The organism is Clostridium sp. BSD2780061688st1 H5, assembly GCF_005845155.1.
GTDB classification, from domain to species: Bacteria; Bacillota; Clostridia; order Lachnospirales; family Lachnospiraceae; genus Claveliimonas; species Claveliimonas intestinigallinarum.
On record NZ_SPGT01000024.1, the window covers coordinates 13,220 to 27,732 of the forward strand.

Annotated in this window: 14 protein-coding genes; 11 read left to right on the plus strand and 3 right to left on the minus strand. The window is 56.7% G+C overall.

What is annotated here, in order from left to right:
• Nucleotides 1-14 precede the first annotated feature (14 nt).
• From FGQ86_RS13270 to FGQ86_RS13290, 5 genes are read left to right on the plus strand one after another with little or no spacing between them, the layout of a single operon-like run.
• Nucleotides 15-1,946, plus strand: coding sequence for an NAD(+) synthase (locus FGQ86_RS13270; protein ID WP_138304578.1), 1,932 nt, complete (start codon nucleotides 15-17; stop codon nucleotides 1,944-1,946).
• A complete protein-coding gene (locus tag FGQ86_RS13275) occupies nucleotides 1,943-2,845 on the plus strand; it encodes a hypothetical protein (protein ID WP_138304580.1) in 903 nt (300 codons plus the stop codon). Before FGQ86_RS13270 ends, FGQ86_RS13275 begins: the two co-directional genes overlap by 4 nt.
• A complete protein-coding gene (locus FGQ86_RS13280) occupies nucleotides 2,826-3,257 on the plus strand; it encodes a C-GCAxxG-C-C family protein (RefSeq protein WP_138304582.1) in 432 nt (143 codons plus the stop codon). The genes FGQ86_RS13275 and FGQ86_RS13280 overlap by 20 nt, the downstream gene beginning before the upstream one ends.
• Nucleotides 3,258-3,303: 46 nt before the next feature.
• Nucleotides 3,304-3,657 carry a hypothetical protein gene (locus tag FGQ86_RS13285; RefSeq protein ID WP_138304584.1) on the plus strand — a complete coding sequence of 118 codons (354 nt, stop codon included), beginning with the start codon at nucleotides 3,304-3,306 and terminating at the stop codon, nucleotides 3,655-3,657.
• The gene (locus FGQ86_RS13290; protein ID WP_138304587.1) at nucleotides 3,651-5,636 is read left to right on the plus strand and encodes an FUSC family protein; all 1,986 of its coding nucleotides are present in this window, start codon (nucleotides 3,651-3,653) and stop codon (nucleotides 5,634-5,636) included. Before FGQ86_RS13285 ends, FGQ86_RS13290 begins: the two co-directional genes overlap by 7 nt.
• A gap of 194 nt (nucleotides 5,637-5,830) precedes the next feature.
• Here FGQ86_RS13290 and FGQ86_RS13295 read toward each other — a convergent pair whose 3' ends face one another.
• Nucleotides 5,831-6,391 carry a GNAT family protein gene (locus FGQ86_RS13295; protein ID WP_138304589.1) on the minus strand — a complete coding sequence of 187 codons (561 nt, stop codon included), beginning with the start codon at nucleotides 6,389-6,391 and terminating at the stop codon, nucleotides 5,831-5,833.
• 251 nt (nucleotides 6,392-6,642) lie between these two features.
• On the minus strand, nucleotides 6,643-7,326 hold the full coding sequence (locus FGQ86_RS13300; protein ID WP_138304591.1) for a S1 RNA-binding domain-containing protein: 684 nt from the start codon (nucleotides 7,324-7,326) through the stop codon (nucleotides 6,643-6,645).
• Between the two features lie 192 nt (nucleotides 7,327-7,518).
• Between FGQ86_RS13300 and FGQ86_RS13305 the strand changes: the two genes are divergently transcribed.
• A complete protein-coding gene (locus FGQ86_RS13305; RefSeq protein WP_033124577.1) occupies nucleotides 7,519-9,153 on the plus strand; it encodes a putative manganese-dependent inorganic diphosphatase in 1,635 nt (544 codons plus the stop codon).
• Between the two features lie 13 nt (nucleotides 9,154-9,166).
• Nucleotides 9,167-9,742: a flavin reductase family protein gene (locus FGQ86_RS13310; RefSeq protein WP_033124578.1), complete on the plus strand. Its 576-nt coding sequence runs from the start codon at nucleotides 9,167-9,169 to the stop codon at nucleotides 9,740-9,742.
• Here FGQ86_RS13310 and FGQ86_RS13315 read toward each other — a convergent pair.
• On the minus strand, nucleotides 9,712-11,034 hold the full coding sequence (locus tag FGQ86_RS13315) for a polysaccharide biosynthesis protein (RefSeq protein WP_138304592.1): 1,323 nt from the start codon (nucleotides 11,032-11,034) through the stop codon (nucleotides 9,712-9,714). The two genes, FGQ86_RS13310 and FGQ86_RS13315, sit on opposite strands and share 31 nt — an antisense overlap.
• A 170-nt stretch (nucleotides 11,035-11,204) precedes the next feature.
• Here FGQ86_RS13315 and FGQ86_RS13320 point away from each other — a divergent pair, with 170 nt between their 5' ends.
• Genes FGQ86_RS13320 through mnmA form a run of 4 tightly spaced genes read left to right on the plus strand, consistent with a single transcriptional unit; the run spans nucleotide 11,205 to nucleotide 14,503 of the window.
• Complete coding sequence (locus FGQ86_RS13320) at nucleotides 11,205-11,666, plus strand: Rrf2 family transcriptional regulator (protein ID WP_138304594.1); 462 nt, start codon at nucleotides 11,205-11,207, stop codon at nucleotides 11,664-11,666.
• A gap of 54 nt (nucleotides 11,667-11,720) precedes the next feature.
• The gene (nifS, locus tag FGQ86_RS13325; RefSeq protein WP_138304596.1) at nucleotides 11,721-12,905 is read left to right on the plus strand and encodes a cysteine desulfurase NifS; all 1,185 of its coding nucleotides are present in this window, start codon (nucleotides 11,721-11,723) and stop codon (nucleotides 12,903-12,905) included.
• Nucleotides 12,906-12,955: 50 nt separating this feature from the next.
• Nucleotides 12,956-13,399 carry a Fe-S cluster assembly scaffold protein NifU gene (nifU, locus tag FGQ86_RS13330; protein WP_033124581.1) on the plus strand — a complete coding sequence of 148 codons (444 nt, stop codon included), beginning with the start codon at nucleotides 12,956-12,958 and terminating at the stop codon, nucleotides 13,397-13,399.
• A gap of 18 nt (nucleotides 13,400-13,417) precedes the next feature.
• Nucleotides 13,418-14,503 carry a tRNA 2-thiouridine(34) synthase MnmA gene (gene mnmA / locus FGQ86_RS13335; RefSeq protein WP_138304598.1) on the plus strand — a complete coding sequence of 362 codons (1,086 nt, stop codon included), beginning with the start codon at nucleotides 13,418-13,420 and terminating at the stop codon, nucleotides 14,501-14,503.
• Nucleotides 14,504-14,513: the final 10 nt, after the last annotated feature.

Sequence of the window (14,513 nt, forward strand, 5' to 3'; positions counted from 1 at the left end):
GAGGAGTGTGGACCTTGAGACATGGTTTTGTAAAGGTGGCGGCAGCCACCTCGGACATCCGTGTGGCGGATGTGGCGTACAACAAAGAGCAGATCTGCCGTCTCATAGATGAGACGACAGCGGAGGGAGCCAAGATCGTGGTGTTTCCCGAGCTGGTCCTCACCGGCTACACCTGCGGGGATCTCTTTACCCAGGACGTGCTCCTCGGGGAGGTGAGAAGAGCCATCAAAGAGGTGGCAGCGGCCACGAGGGAGAAGGACGCCCTCATCTTTGTGGGCATGCCTCTGGCAGTGGAGGGGGAGCTCTACAATGTGGCGGCGGCCCTGAACAGGGGGAGGATCCTGGGATTTACCACCAAGACCTTTCTGCCCAACTACGGAGAATTCTACGAGATGCGCCAGTTCCGGGAGGGGCCGGAGGACGTGCGGTACATCCCGTTTGAGGGGGAGAAGATCCTCTTTGGCCCCCGGATCCTCTTTGAGGCGGATGCCATGCCGGACCTGATCGTGTCGGCGGAGATCTGTGAGGACGTCTGGTCTCCGGTGCCGCCCAGCATTGACGCGGCCAGAGAGGGGGCCACGGTCATTGTCAACTGCTCCGCCAGCGACGAGACTATCGGCAAGGCGGCCTACAGGAAGAGTCTCATCGAGGGACAGTCGGCCCGGCTCATGGCGGCCTACATTTACGCCAACGCCGGGGAGGGAGAGTCCACCACAGATCTTGTCTTTGGCGGCCACAACATCATCTCCGAGAACGGTACCACCCTGGCGGAGGGAGAGCGGTTCAGAAACGGCGTCATCTACGCCCAGATCGACGTAAAGCGGCTGATCAGCGAGCGGAGGAAGAACACCACCTTCAAGACAGCCCGGGACCGCCATCTTCTGAGAGTTCCCTTCCATGTGGAGATGACCCGGACGCGGCTTTCCAGAAGGTTCCCCTCCCGCCCCTTTGTGCCGGACGCAAAGGAGGAGAGGGACAGAAGATGCGAGGAGATTCTCACTATCCAGGCTATGGGGCTGAAGAAGCGCCTGGCCCACACCCACGCGAAGAGTGCGGTGGTGGGCATCTCCGGAGGCCTGGACTCCACCCTGGCCCTCCTTGTGACAGCCCGGGCCTTTGACAGGCTGGGCATGGACCGGGGACAGATCATCGCTGTCACTATGCCCTGCTTCGGCACCACAGACAGGACCTACAACAACGCCTGCCAGATGGCGCTGAAGCTGGGGGCCAAGCTCCGGGAGGTGCGGATCGCCGACTCGGTTGCCAGCCATTTCAGGGATATCGGCCACGACATGGAGGATCACAGCGTCACCTACGAGAACTCCCAGGCCAGAGAGCGGACCCAGGTGCTCATGGACATCTCCAACCAGACAGGGGGCCTTGTGGTGGGCACAGGGGATATGTCTGAGCTGGCTCTTGGCTGGGCTACCTACAACGGGGACCACATGTCCATGTACGGAGTCAATGCCTCCGTGCCAAAGACGCTGGTGCGGCATCTGGTGCGCTACTGCGCGGACACGGAGAAGGATCAGGAGCTTAAGGCTGTGCTCTACGACGTGCTGGACACGCCGGTGAGCCCGGAGCTCCTTCCTCCCAAGGACGGACAGATCGCCCAGAAGACGGAGGATCTGGTGGGGCCCTACGAGCTTCATGATTTCTATCTGTACTATTTCCTCCGCTTCGGGTACGAGCCCTCTAAGATCTACCGCATCGCCAAGGAGGCTTTCGCGGGCGAGTACGATGAGGAGACCATCTACAAATGGCTGCGCACCTTCTGCTGGAGATTTTTCAGCCAGCAGTTCAAGCGGTCCTGTCTTCCCGACGGCCCCAAGGTGGGTACGGTGGCCCTCTCGCCCAGAGGGGACTGGCGGATGCCCAGCGACGCCTGCGTGGATGTGTGGATCCGTGACCTGGAAAAAGAGGCGAAAGGAGATGGGGTACAATGACAGTGGAAGAAATGACAGCGGTGGATCAGCGGGAGGTTGACAGGAGAGTGCGGCGCTGCCGCTTAAGGCAGTGGCTGGGATGGGCTGCCTACGCTCTGGTAGCTATCCATCTTCTCTGGATGATTTTGAGCAGCAATTTCCCCGTCCGGCTCTGGGTGAGTGGATATAAATGGGATATGCTGCAAATCTGCATGATCATCACACACTTTGCGGTGCTCTTTATCCTGGCTCTTGTAGCGAAGACCGGGACCACCTGGATCTACGGGGCGCTCCAGAAGGAGTGCGACCCCTTCCTCTTTGAGGCCTGCGTCTACCACATGGGCTTTATGGGAAATGAGAACCTGAAGCGGCTGAACCTGGCCATTGCCCAGTACTACCAGGGGAATTTCCAGCAGGCCATGGACACCATCATGCACACGGATCCCTCTTCCTTCAAGAAGACCAACCGGCTGAATTACTATGCCCTAAAAAGCGGCCTCTGCTTCCGCTTTGGCATAGGGGACAAGGTAAGGGAGCTGGAAAACGAGTTCCAGAGAAGAATCAGCGGCAAGCAGGACACAAAGAACATGCGGCTCCTCTGCGCCATGAACAATCTGAAGCGGGCCCGGGCGAACAAAGACTATGAGTCCGCCTGGCGCTTCTACCAGGAGTGGCTCCACCTGTCCGACCCGGTAAGCCAGCAGCTCTGGTCAAAGGTGGGAAGAGCCTGGCAGCAGGCGGTTCTGGAGCAGGACTGCGGGAACGAGGCGGGGGCACGGGCGGCCTTTGCCTATGTGGAGAAGTACGGGAACCGCCTGATGTTCGTGAAGGACGCGGCCCGTTTCCTGCACCCCCAGGAGACGGCTGCGGATAAAACAGAGAGCGAAGGAGTGAAACGCGATGGAGGAACTGAAGCTTAGGGAGAAAGCGGCGGAGAATTTTAATAAGATCTACAACTGCTGTCAGTCTGTGGCCTGCACGGTCTGTGAGAGATACGGGGTGAGCCAGGAGGATATGTTCCGCATGACAGAGGGGTTCGGGTCCGGCATCGGCGGGCTGAAGGACACCTGCGGAGCGGTCATGGGGATGTTCCTCATCATCAGTCTGGCGAACAGCGCCGGGGACATGGAGGATCCCACCCGGACAAAGCTGGATACATATGCTAAATTCCAGGAGGCGGCAGAGATCTTTAAGGAGAGGAGAGGGTCGCTGTACTGCCGGGACCTAAAGACCCAGGACGGTCCCCAGCCCCTTCCCTGCTGCATGGCCTGCGTGGAGGACGCGGCCCAGATTTTGGAAGAGCTTCTGAAAAAATGGGACATTCTGTCATAAAATAGAAAACAGGCGCATATATATGATCACAGGAGGAAATCAGATCATGGGAACAGAAAGAGAAATGAAAGCTGTCGTATGCCTGCACCACATTGCTACCTTTATGTCTGTGGCAGCCGGCGGATGGGCAGTCATAAAAGGAACGGGAAGCAAAGTGAAGGATGCGCTGGCAGGGATATTCCTGGCAGTCCAGCTCTTTGCCCTTCTCAAGGTCGTTCTGGAGACGGCGGGGAAGAGGGAGGAGACGCTGGGGGACCAGGTCGGGCGTCTGAGGGCGAAGATTGAGAAGACCAGGGGCGGCCGGGCGGCCGCGGAGGCCTGCACAGCGCTGATGCTTTTTTTGTCTCTTCTCTTTAAGATCGGTGTTCCCCTCTGCCTTCTGGAGAGGAAGAAATGCTAAGAGAGCGTCTGGAAGGCCAGGCCAGGCTTGTCTGGAAAAGCTTCCTTAACGCCCTCCCTGTGATCTGCTTTTACCTGTTTTTGTTCTGCACGGTTTTGCTTTTGTTCGGGACACAGTACATCATGGTGGTGTCCCTCGTGACAGTGCTCTTCCAGACCAATTACCGGAAGAGAAGGTCCTGGGTGAGTCTCGCCCGGGCGGCGGCAAGCCAGCTGGGACTCAGTCTGCTGGCCTGGATCGCCACCTGGTCCTTTCCGCTGTCTGCAGGGCTCAACCTGATCGTGCCCTTTGCCCTTGTGTTCCTGAAGGCCACCCGGTTCAACCGGATGGGCTATTTTTCCGGGCTCATGACCTTTACCTTTCTGCAGCTCCTGCCCGTGGACCTGGCGGGATTTTTTGTGCAGACAGAGGCCATGCTGTATTCCCTGGCCTGCTTTTTCCTGTTGGTGAAGCTGTACCAGTGCCGGTATCCCCAGGAAAAGAGCTACAGAAGAGAGCAGGAGGGTCTGTCTGTCCTGGCAGATTGCCTGCGCCGGCAGCTCCGGGGAGAGGAGAAATCCCCGGAGAGCCTTGGGGATCTCTATGAGCTGCAGCAGCTCCAGTACCAGGAGACCTACGCCAAGCGGGGCGGAAGGGAGGTGGCCACCCGGGAGGGGAAGATCTCCTACATGTTCGCCCTCCTGTTCCAGCGGGCCTCCTACTTTGTGGGCAGCAGATACGCCCCGGCCATGCTGGAGCAAAAGGGAGCCGCCGAACTGGTGGAAAAGACAGCCGTCTATCTGGAGAGGGCAGCATCCACAGCCTTCTGGGAAAAGACGGCGAGAACGGCGTTGGAGGAGGCGGGAGAGGCATTGCTTCTGGAAGCAGGGGCAGGGGGGGACGAGATCCAGATCTCGGTTCAGAATTTTCTCCAGCCCTTCCTCATCATCCTCCGGAAATTTGACGAGGGAGAGAGGGAGGAGGCAGGGGCTTCCTGGCCCATGCCAAGGCACCAGCGGCCTTTGGGGAAGCTGCTGTACCAGATGCGGCCGGACGGCTTTGAGATGCGGTTTGCCCTGCGGATGAGCGCGGTTTTGACCCTCAGCTTTCTCTTTGTGCACATAAGCGGCGCCGACCACGCCTACTGGCTGCCCCTCAACGCCTTTCTGCTCCTGCGGCCCATGTACGAGGACAGCCGCTATCGCATGCTGACCCGGTTTCTGGGAACTGCGGGAGGCTGCGTCATCATGAGCCTGCTCTTTCCTGTCATGCCCGGAATGGCAGGGCATTTTGTCCTGGCGGCACTCATGGTCATCTGCATGTACACCGCCACGCCGGGAACCTGCGTGCACGCGGTCTGTGTGACCTGCTTTGCCCTCTCCATGGTGACCCTGGCCATGGGGGAGGAGACAGCTGTGGAGCTTCGGATGATCTATGTGATGGGGGCTGTCGCCCTTGTCCTTGTGATCAACCGGTTTTTCTTCCCCACCAGCATGGGGCAGCAGTTCCGATACAATCTCACCGTGGTCTTCCATATGCACCACATGTACCTTAGGATGCTGGAGAGGGCTCTGGAGCGGCCCACGGATTACGGGACTATCTGCGATGCCCAGGTGGAGTACCATCTGGTTCACGGACAGATGATGGAGTATCTGGACAAGAGGCGGGGACAGCCCTGGGAGACCTACCGGGAGCTTCTTAAGATATCCTGGGAGATGGTGGCGGAGATGGAGCAGATTCTGCTCTTTGTCAATTCCGGACACTTGAGCGAGGGGGAGGATGAAGAGATGGAAAACTATATTTCCCACGCCCAGTATGTGCTGGCGCAGATCCAGAGGCTGCTGGGCCTGCGGGGCGAAAAGACGCTGCCGGAGGTGAGAAGGGTCAGCTACAGCCGGGCGGATGCCGGGCAGCAGGAGCTGTCCTATTTTCTGACAGCCTACTCAAGCCATGTCTCCCGGATGTACCGGCTTGCGCTGGAACACAGATCCGATATTTAAGCCTTTCGTTGTGCCAGCTCATCGGTGATCGCCTGGGTCAGCTTTTGGAGGACAGACAGGCTCGCTCAATTGCCGAAGTGAACCAGACACTTAAAACGGCGGAAAAATCTAAGAGATTTTCCCACCGCCGTGTCTGGATCACTCCGTCCGTTTACGAAAATTTCATTCCACCAAATATACTTATAAAGTACAATTTATCGTTGCATTTTTAATGTTCTCCATTCATCTTCTAAAATCGACATCAATATATCATCTGCATACGTATCTCCATCCATAATAGCGTCTCTTAAAACACCTTCTCGCTTAAAACCTGCTTTTAAATATACTTTTTCGGCTCTAGGATTGAATGAATACACGTCTAATTCTAAACGATGTAATTTTAGTTTCTCAAAAGCAAAATCACGAGTAATTTCCGTTGCCCATGTGCCAATACCTTTTCCTCTTTCTGTTTGACGGTAAATACCAATTCGGAAATTAGCACATTTCAAATCCCAGTCAATTTCATTGAGTACACTTTCACCTATAATTTCTCCATCAGGTGCTATAATCAAAAAGAAATACCTATCATCTTCCTCAAGTGATTTCAAAAAGAAGGATACTACTTCTTCTTTTGAAACTTCTTCTTTGCAGCCGGTTAATCGTGCCACTTCCTTATCTAATGGACAATAATTCTGTTCATAATAATTGACTGCGTCATCTGCTTTAGCTAAACGTATTACAAAACCATCTTTTTTACCAATAACATCTGTGTTCATATAATATTTTCTCCTTTATCTAATAAAAATTCGGAGCTTTTAGAATAATCGAGAAAAATTGCGAAAGAGATAACCAGCGCATATGCTGAGATTGGTTTGAAAGGGGGAGGGGAGTGATGAAAGATATGATAAAGAATAGTGGAAGAGAATGGCAGATATTGGCCAATCATTTGAATTGATGATTGGCCAATACCTGCTTCTTTTGATATTTGTACGGCTGCGGTAACGGCGTTACCGCCTGCCAGGAAGATTTACAGCTTGATGTTCTTGAACAGGTCGCCCAGGCTTGTGCCGATGTTCTCGGACTTGGGGATCTCCACCTTGATGTCTTCCTCCTCGTCCTTCCCCTCCAGAGCCTTCATGCTGAGGCTGATCTTGCCGTCCTTGAGGCCGATGATCTTTACAGTCACCTCATCGCCCACAGAGAGAACGTCCTTGGGGGATTTCACCCGCTTTCTGCTGATCTGGGACACGTGTACAAGTCCGGAGAGTCCGTCCTCCAGACGGACGAAAGCGCCGTAGGTCTGCAGGCTCTCCACCTTGCCCTTCACAACGCTGCCCACCTTCACGTTAGCGATCTTCTCCTCCATGGCCTTTTTCTCCTTCTCCCGGAGGATCTCTCTTGCGGACAGGATAAGGCGGTTCTCAGCCTGGTTGACTTCGATGACCCGGACCTCGATGTCCTTTAAAAGATATGTCTCCAGATCCTCGATATAGGATAAGGATAACCTGGATGCGGGGATAAATCCGCGCAGGCCTTCCACCATGGCGATGGCGCCTCCGTTCACGATCCCCTCCACCTTTACCGGAAGGGTAGTCTTGTTCTCCATGTAGCGCTGTACCACGTTCCACGGATTGGCATCGTCAAGATGCTCCTCGTAGTCAGCCATTGTCTCTTCCGGTTTGTTTTCCTCTTGTAATAATTCTTCGCTCATTTTGTTAGTCCTTTCTCATAACCGTATTTATGTGTTTCCACATACTAGTAACAGTATATCACGAAAAGGGGACTTTGTTCAAAGAAAAAAGCAAAGTATCCGGGAATTTTTAGTTGACTGGAAGTGGAAAAAATGGCAAGCTTATTTTACAGATCAAAAATTTGGAAAAGATACAAGCAGGGAGTTGAAGATATGAGAAAAGTTTATGTTGTAGGGCACAAAAATCCGGACACGGATTCCATCTGCTCTGCCATTGCATATGCCGGGCTGAAGAAGGAAGTCACGGGGAAGGAGTTTGTGGCAAAGCGGGCTGGCCAGATCAATGAGGAGACACAGTACGTGCTGCGCAGGTTCAAGGTGGACGCTCCGAGGCTTCTCCAGGATGTGAAGCTCCAGGTGAAGGACCTGGACATCCACAAGATCACCGGGGTGGCCCCGGGCGTGTCCATCAAGGAGGCGTGGGAGCTGATGAAAACCCAGTCTGTCAAGACCCTTCCGGTGCTGAAGGACGGGGAGCTGGTGGGGCTGATCTCCACCGGGGACATCGCGAAATCCTACATGGACGTGTACGACAACACCATCCTGGCAAAGGCCAGGACCCAGTACCGCAATATTGTGCGCACCCTGGACGGGGAGATCGTCACAGGAAATGAGCACGGCTGTTTTGTGAAGGGAAAAGTGGCTGTGGGGGCTTCCACCACGGACAGAATGGCCGAGTTCATAGAGAAGGACGACCTGGTGATCCTGGGAAACAGGTACGAGTCCCAGGCCTGCGCTGTGGACATCAACGCCAGCTGTCTGGTAGTTTGCCACGGGGCGGAGATCTCCGAGGAGCTGATCCAGAAGGCGGAGGAGCAGAGCATCGTGGTCATCAAGACGCCCCACGACACCTTTACCGCGGCAAGGCTCATTAACCAGAGCATCCCGGTGAAGTATTTCATGAGCAAGGGTCCCCTGACCGTGTTCCACATGGACGACTATGTGGACAACATCAAGGAGGAGATGACGAAGAAAAAATTCCGCGATTTCCCCATTCTGGACCGGCACGGCAACTTCAAGGGCTTCATCTCCAGGCGGCGCTTCCTGGACGCCAGGAAGAAGCAGGTCATCCTTGTGGATCACAACGAGAAGTCCCAGGCTGTGGACGGCATCGAGGAGGCGGACATCCTGGAGATCATCGACCATCACAGGATCGGGAGCATTGAGACCATGGGGCCGGTGTTCTTCCGCAACCAGCCTGTGGGCTGCACGGCCACCATCGTCACCCAGATGTACGAGGAGTACGGCGTGGAGATCCCGCCGACGACGGCAGGGCTTCTCTGCGCGGCCATCATCTCGGACACCCTCCTTTTCCGCTCCCCCACCTGTACGGAGATGGACAGAAGGACCGCAAATAAGCTGGCCGAAACGGCGGGGGTCGTCCTGGAGGATCTGGCCGCGGAGATGTTCAACGCAGGCAGTAACCTGAAGGGCAAGAGCGCAAAGGAAATCTGCTTCCAGGACTTCAAGCAGTTCACAGTGGGCGACACAGTGTTCGGCGTGGGGCAGATCAACTCCATGAGCAGCGATGAGCTGGAGGATATCAGGGAGAAGCTGCTCCCCTATCTGGATCAGGCCCGGGAGGAGCACAAGCTGAACATGGTCTACTTCATGCTCACCCATATCCTTCACGAGTCCACAGAGCTTCTCTGCTCCGGGGCAGGGGCGCGGGAGACTGTGCTGGAGGCCTTTGAGCTGCCGGAGGATATGGACCCTGTCCTCCTGAAGGGAGTCGTGTCCAGAAAGAAGCAGCTCATCCCGGCGCTGGTGAGCGCGCTGCAGCAGTAAGGAGGAGAGAGGTATGGCAAAAGAGATATGGAAACCGGGCAATATGCTCTATCCCCTGCCCGCAGTGATGGCAAGCTGCGGGGACCAGGAGGGAAGGACCAATATCATCACTGTGGCCTGGACGGGAACGGTCTGCACCAACCCTGCCATGGTCTACATCTCTGTCCGGCCCCAGAGGTACAGCTATGACATCATCCGTAGGAGCGGAGAATTTGTCATCAACCTGACCACAGAAAAGCTGCTCCGGGCGGCGGACTGGTGCGGCGTCAGATCCGGCAGGGACGTGGATAAATGGAAGGAGATGCACCTGACGCCGGGAAAGGCCGCTAAGCTTGCCTTTGCCCCGGTCATAGAGGAGTCCCCTGTCAACATCGAGTGCCGGGTGACGGAGGTGAAGGAGCTGGGGAGCCACCACATGTTCCTGGCCCGGGTGGAGGCTGTGCAGGCGGACACAGCCTACATGGACGAGGCCGGACGGTTTCATCTCAATGACGCAGGTCTTGTGGCCTACTCCCACGGGGAGTATATGGAGCTTGGAAAGAAGCGGGGCAGCTTTGGCTACAGCGTGAAGAAGAAAAAGCGCAGGTAGGCCAGGCAGAGGGCGAAGACAGCGGCCTGGCTGGCCAGCAGCCCCCACAGATACCCCTGGATGCCGAAGAGGGGAATGAGGAGGAACACACTGCCGATGCGAAGGAGGAGCCCCGTCACATTTACGGCAAAGGAAATATTGGTTTTCCCCAGGCCGTTCAGGATGCCAAGGAGGCACCCGTTTGTGTAGAGAAAGGGGCACATCCAGGCCAGGGTGATGATGAAGTGTCCCGCGGCGGCGCTGTGAAAGAGGAGCCTGCCTATGAAATTTCCCGTCACTACAAGGGCCAGGCAGAAGAGGAGCCCCAGGGAAAAGCAGCAGAAGAAGACCTTCTTTATGACTCTCTTCATAGCCGGGACATCCCCGGTGACCTGGATCTCCGCCACTGTGGGCAGCAGCATAGTGGCGATGGAGTTTGTCATGGCGGAGGGAAAGAGGACGCAGGGGAGGGCCATGCCCGTCAGGACGCCGTAGGTGCTTAAGGACTCCCCGGCGCTAAGGCCGAAGGCCTGAAGCTTTACAGGGATGGAGACGGCCTCCACGCTCTGCAGGATATTGAGGAGCACACGGCTGCCGGTGAGAGGGACTGCCAGGGAGAGGATCTCCCCCAGTCCCTTTTTGTATGCCCAAAGGGGCAGGCGCCCCGGGGAGGCCATGTCCCCGGCTTTGCGCAGATTTCCCAGGCAGTACAGGGCGGCGGCCGCCTCCCCGGCCACGATGCCGGCGGCTGCCAGGGCGATCCCGGTGTGGACGGAGCGGTCCATGAAAAACCAGTACAGAAAGACCACAGCCCCCACCCGCACGGTCTGTTCAAGGAGCTGGGACAGGGCGGGGAGCTTTGTGCGCTTCTGGCCGATATAGTAGCCGTAGATGCAGCTGTGCATCACCGAGAAGGGGAGGGCCAGGGAGAGAATTACAAGGAGAGGGGCGCACCGGGGCTCACCCAGAAAGCGGCAGGAGAGGTAGTCCGCCTCCTTCTGGATGAAGAGCATGAGGGCAAAGGCAAGGAGGAGGGACAGGGTGAAGCCGCTGTACAGAGCGGCCTTTGTGCGGCCCGGATCCTTCAGGGAGCGGCTGGCGGCGGTGCTGCGGGCGATGGCTGTCTCTATGCCGGCGGCGCAGAAGGAGAAACAGAGGGCGTAGATTGGGAAGGCCAGCTGGTAGAGGCCCACGCTCTCCTCTCCGAAGGCGCGGCTTAAAAAGATCCGGTAAAAAAAGCCCATCAGGCGGGTGACGACTCCGGCCAGGGTCAGGACAAAGGCCCCCTTTATGATCGTATTTTTCTGTATCATGGCAGACTCCGGAACATTTTTATTACAGCATATTCAGAAAAATGGGAGTATATGCGGACGTCCGGATGCAAAAAATGAGGAAAGGTGCTTGACAGACGGACAGGCCGGTGCTATCCTACTAACAGGAATTCCAAGTAAAATACTAGGAATTAAAAAGGAGGGTGAGGACAATGAAGCTATCCACAAAAGGGAGGTACGGCCTGCGGGCTATTGTGGATCTGGCCAGGTTCAGTGAGAGCGAACCGGTCTCCATCAGCAGCATCTCCTCCCGGGAGGACATCTCCGAGGGATATCTGGAGCAGCTCATGGCTCTCCTGAAAAAAGCCGGTCTCGTAAAGAGCATCCGGGGAGCCGCGGGGGGATACGTGCTGGCCCGTCCGGCCGGACAGATCTCCGTGGGGGATGTGCTCAGGGCCCTGGAGGGAAAGCTGGAGCCCGCCGAGTGCGCGGCCTACCACCCGGATGAGGGCTGCCAGGCAGCGGACAGCTGTGTCACCAAGTACGTGTGGAAGAAGATCAACGACAGCATCAACGACACGGTCAACGGGATCATGCTGGATACCCTGGCGGAAAAGAGCAGACAGCTGCGGCCTGAGGAAGAGGAGAAAGAAAAGGCCTGCAGCCGGAGATAGACCTGGAAAAAGAGAACAAAAAACAAAATGAAATACAAGGCAGGAGGATATAAGATGGACAGACTGATTTATCTGGATAACGCGGCGACAACAAAGACAGCCCCTGAGGTAGTGGAGGCCATGCTCCCCTATTTCAGCGAAAACTACGGAAACCCGTCCAGCGTCTACAGCTTTGCTTCAAAGAACAAGGACGCGGTGACAGAGCAGAGGGAGATTATCGCCCGGGCGCTGGGAGCAAAGACCAATGAGATCTATTTTACAGCGGGCGGCACGGAGAGCGACAACTGGGCCCTGAAGGCAACAGCCGAGGCCTACGCCTCAAAGGGAAAACACATCATTACCACAAAGATCGAGCACCATGCCATCCTTCACACAGGGGAGTACCTGGAGGGGAGAGGCTTTGAGGTGACCTATCTGGACGTGGATGAGAACGGCCTTGTGAGGCCGGAGGAGGTGGAGGCGGCCATCCGTCCGGACACCATCCTCATCTCCGTCATGTTCGCTAACAATGAGATCGGCACCATCGAGCCTATCAAAGAGATCGGCCGGATCGCCCATGAGCACGGAGTCCTTTTCCACACAGACGCGGTGCAGGCCTTCGGGCAGGTGCCCATCGACGTGGACGAGCTTGGCATTGACATGCTCAGCGCCAGCGGCCACAAGCTGAACGGGCCGAAGGGGATCGGCTTCCTCTACATCCGCAAGGGCGTGAAGATCCGCTCCTTTATTCACGGCGGCGCACAGGAGAGAAAGCGCCGGGCAGGAACAGAGAATGTACCCGGCATCATCGGCCTTGGCAAGGCGGTGGAGAGAGCCGTTGCCACCATGGCGGAGAGGTCCGCAAAGGAGATCGAGCTTCGGGACTACCTTATCGGTCGGGTGCTGGAGGAAATTCCCTATTGCCGTCTCAACGGAGACCCGGTGGACAGACTGCCCAACAACGCCAACTTCAGCTTTGAGTTTATTGAGGGAGAGTCCCTTCTCATCATGCTGGACATGAAGGGCATCTGCGCTTCCAGCGGCTCGGCCTGCACATCAGGCTCCCTGGATCCCTCCCACGTGCTGCTGGCCATCGGCCTGCCCCATGAGATCGCTCACGGCTCCCTGCGCCTGACGCTTGGCGAGGAGACCACAAGGGAGGATATCGACTACGTGGTGGACAGCCTGAAGGAGATCGTGGCCCGGCTGCGGGAGATGTCTCCTCTCTACGAGGATTTTGTAAAGAAGAACAGCCTGTAAAAACAGAAGAACAGCCGCCCGGCGGGGCGGCATATTAAGGAGGAATAAACATGTACACAGAAAAGGTAATGGATCATTTTCAGCATCCCAGGAATATGGGAGAGATAGAGAACGCCAGCGGCGTGGGAACAGTGGGAAACGCAAAGTGCGGGGACATCATGAGGATTTATCTGGACATTGACGAGAACCAGATCATCCGGGACGTGAAGTTCAAGACCTTTGGCTGCGGTGCCGCGGTGGCCACCAGCAGCATGGCCACAGAGCTGGTGAAGGGCAAGAACATAAAGGAGGCCATGGAGGTCACCAACAAGGCGGTGATGGAGGCCCTGGACGGACTTCCGCCGGTGAAGGTACACTGCTCGCTTCTGGCAGAGGAGGCCATCCACGCGGCTCTCTGGGATTACGCCCAGAAGAACGGCATCAAGATCGAGGGACTGGAAAAGCCCAAGTCTGACATCCACGAGGGCGAGGAAGAGGAAGAAGAGGAGTATTGATCCGGAAGGATAAAGACAATGGAGAAGAAGGTTGTGGTCGGCATGTCCGGGGGAGTGGACTCCTCCGTGGCGGCCTGGCTTTTAAAAGAACAGGGATATGACGTGATCGGCGTGACCATGCAGATCTGGCAGGACGAGGAGGAGGCAGTCCAGGAGGAGAACGGGGGCTGCTGCGGCTTAAGCGCCGTGGACGATGCCAGGAGGGTGGCCGCAAGACTTGAGATCCCTTACTATGTGATGAATTTTAAGGATCAGTTCCGGCGCAGCGTCATCGACTATTTTGTGGGCGAGTACGTTTGCGGCAGGACCCCCAACCCCTGTATTGCGTGCAACCGGTACGTGAAGTGGGAGTCCCTCTTAAAGAGGAGCCTGGATATCGGGGCGGACTATATTGCCACCGGACACTATGCCCGGGTGGAGCAGCTGCCGGGGGGCCGTTGGTCCCTTCGGACCTCCGCCACAGCCAGGAAGGATCAGACCTACGCCCTCTACAATCTCACCCAGGAGCAGCTTGCGAGGACGCTGATGCCGGTGGGGGCCTACGCGAAGGAGGAGATCCGGCAGATGGCCCTTAATCTGCAGCTTCCCGTGGCGTCCAAGCCGGACAGCCAGGATATCTGCTTTGTGCCTGACGGGGACTACGCCTCCTTTATCGAGAGAACCGTCTGTCACAAGTTCCCGGAGGGGAATTTTGTTCTCTCGGACGGGACAGTGGTAGGGAGGCACAAAGGCATCATACACTATACTGTGGGGCAGAGGAAAGGGCTGGGACTGGCTCTTGGACGCCCGGTCTTTGTGCTGGAGATCCGCCCCGACACCAACGAGGTGGTGGTGGGCACGGGCGAGGAGTCCATGTCCAGGTACGTGACGGCGGATCACATCAACTTTATGTCCGTTCCCGACCTGCCGGAGCCCAGGCGGCTTTTCGCCAAGATCCGGTACAATCACAGGGGAGCCTGGTGCCAGGTGGAGAAGACAGGCGACGACCAGATCCTGTGCACCTTTGACGAGCCTGTGCGGGCCATCACGCCGGGACAGGCGGTGGTTCTCTACGACGGGGAGTACGTCCTCGGAGGAGGGACTATCACAGGCAGCAGGCCCTAGCCCGGCCTGG

What these genes read in the sequence shown, in the direction of transcription:
- FGQ86_RS13310 (WP_033124578.1), top strand. Translation starts at nt 9,167, where the DNA reads ATGGCAAAAGAGATATGGAAACCGGGCAATATGCTCTATCCCCTGCCC.
- FGQ86_RS13320 (WP_138304594.1), top strand. Translation starts at nt 11,205, where the DNA reads ATGAAGCTATCCACAAAAGGGAGGTACGGCCTGCGGGCTATTGTGGAT.
- nifS (WP_138304596.1), top strand. Translation starts at nt 11,721, where the DNA reads ATGGACAGACTGATTTATCTGGATAACGCGGCGACAACAAAGACAGCC.
- FGQ86_RS13305 (WP_033124577.1), top strand. Translation starts at nt 7,519, where the DNA reads ATGAGAAAAGTTTATGTTGTAGGGCACAAAAATCCGGACACGGATTCC.
- FGQ86_RS13280 (WP_138304582.1), top strand. Translation starts at nt 2,826, where the DNA reads ATGGAGGAACTGAAGCTTAGGGAGAAAGCGGCGGAGAATTTTAATAAG.
- nifU (WP_033124581.1), top strand. Translation starts at nt 12,956, where the DNA reads ATGTACACAGAAAAGGTAATGGATCATTTTCAGCATCCCAGGAATATG.
- FGQ86_RS13275 (WP_138304580.1), top strand. Translation starts at nt 1,943, where the DNA reads ATGACAGTGGAAGAAATGACAGCGGTGGATCAGCGGGAGGTTGACAGG.
- FGQ86_RS13300 (WP_138304591.1), bottom strand. Translation starts at nt 7,326, where the DNA reads ATGAGCGAAGAATTATTACAAGAGGAAAACAAACCGGAAGAGACAATG.
- FGQ86_RS13295 (WP_138304589.1), bottom strand. Translation starts at nt 6,391, where the DNA reads ATGAACACAGATGTTATTGGTAAAAAAGATGGTTTTGTAATACGTTTA.
- FGQ86_RS13315 (WP_138304592.1), bottom strand. Translation starts at nt 11,034, where the DNA reads ATGATACAGAAAAATACGATCATAAAGGGGGCCTTTGTCCTGACCCTG.
- FGQ86_RS13290 (WP_138304587.1), top strand. Translation starts at nt 3,651, where the DNA reads ATGCTAAGAGAGCGTCTGGAAGGCCAGGCCAGGCTTGTCTGGAAAAGC.
- FGQ86_RS13285 (WP_138304584.1), top strand. Translation starts at nt 3,304, where the DNA reads ATGGGAACAGAAAGAGAAATGAAAGCTGTCGTATGCCTGCACCACATT.
- mnmA (WP_138304598.1), top strand. Translation starts at nt 13,418, where the DNA reads ATGGAGAAGAAGGTTGTGGTCGGCATGTCCGGGGGAGTGGACTCCTCC.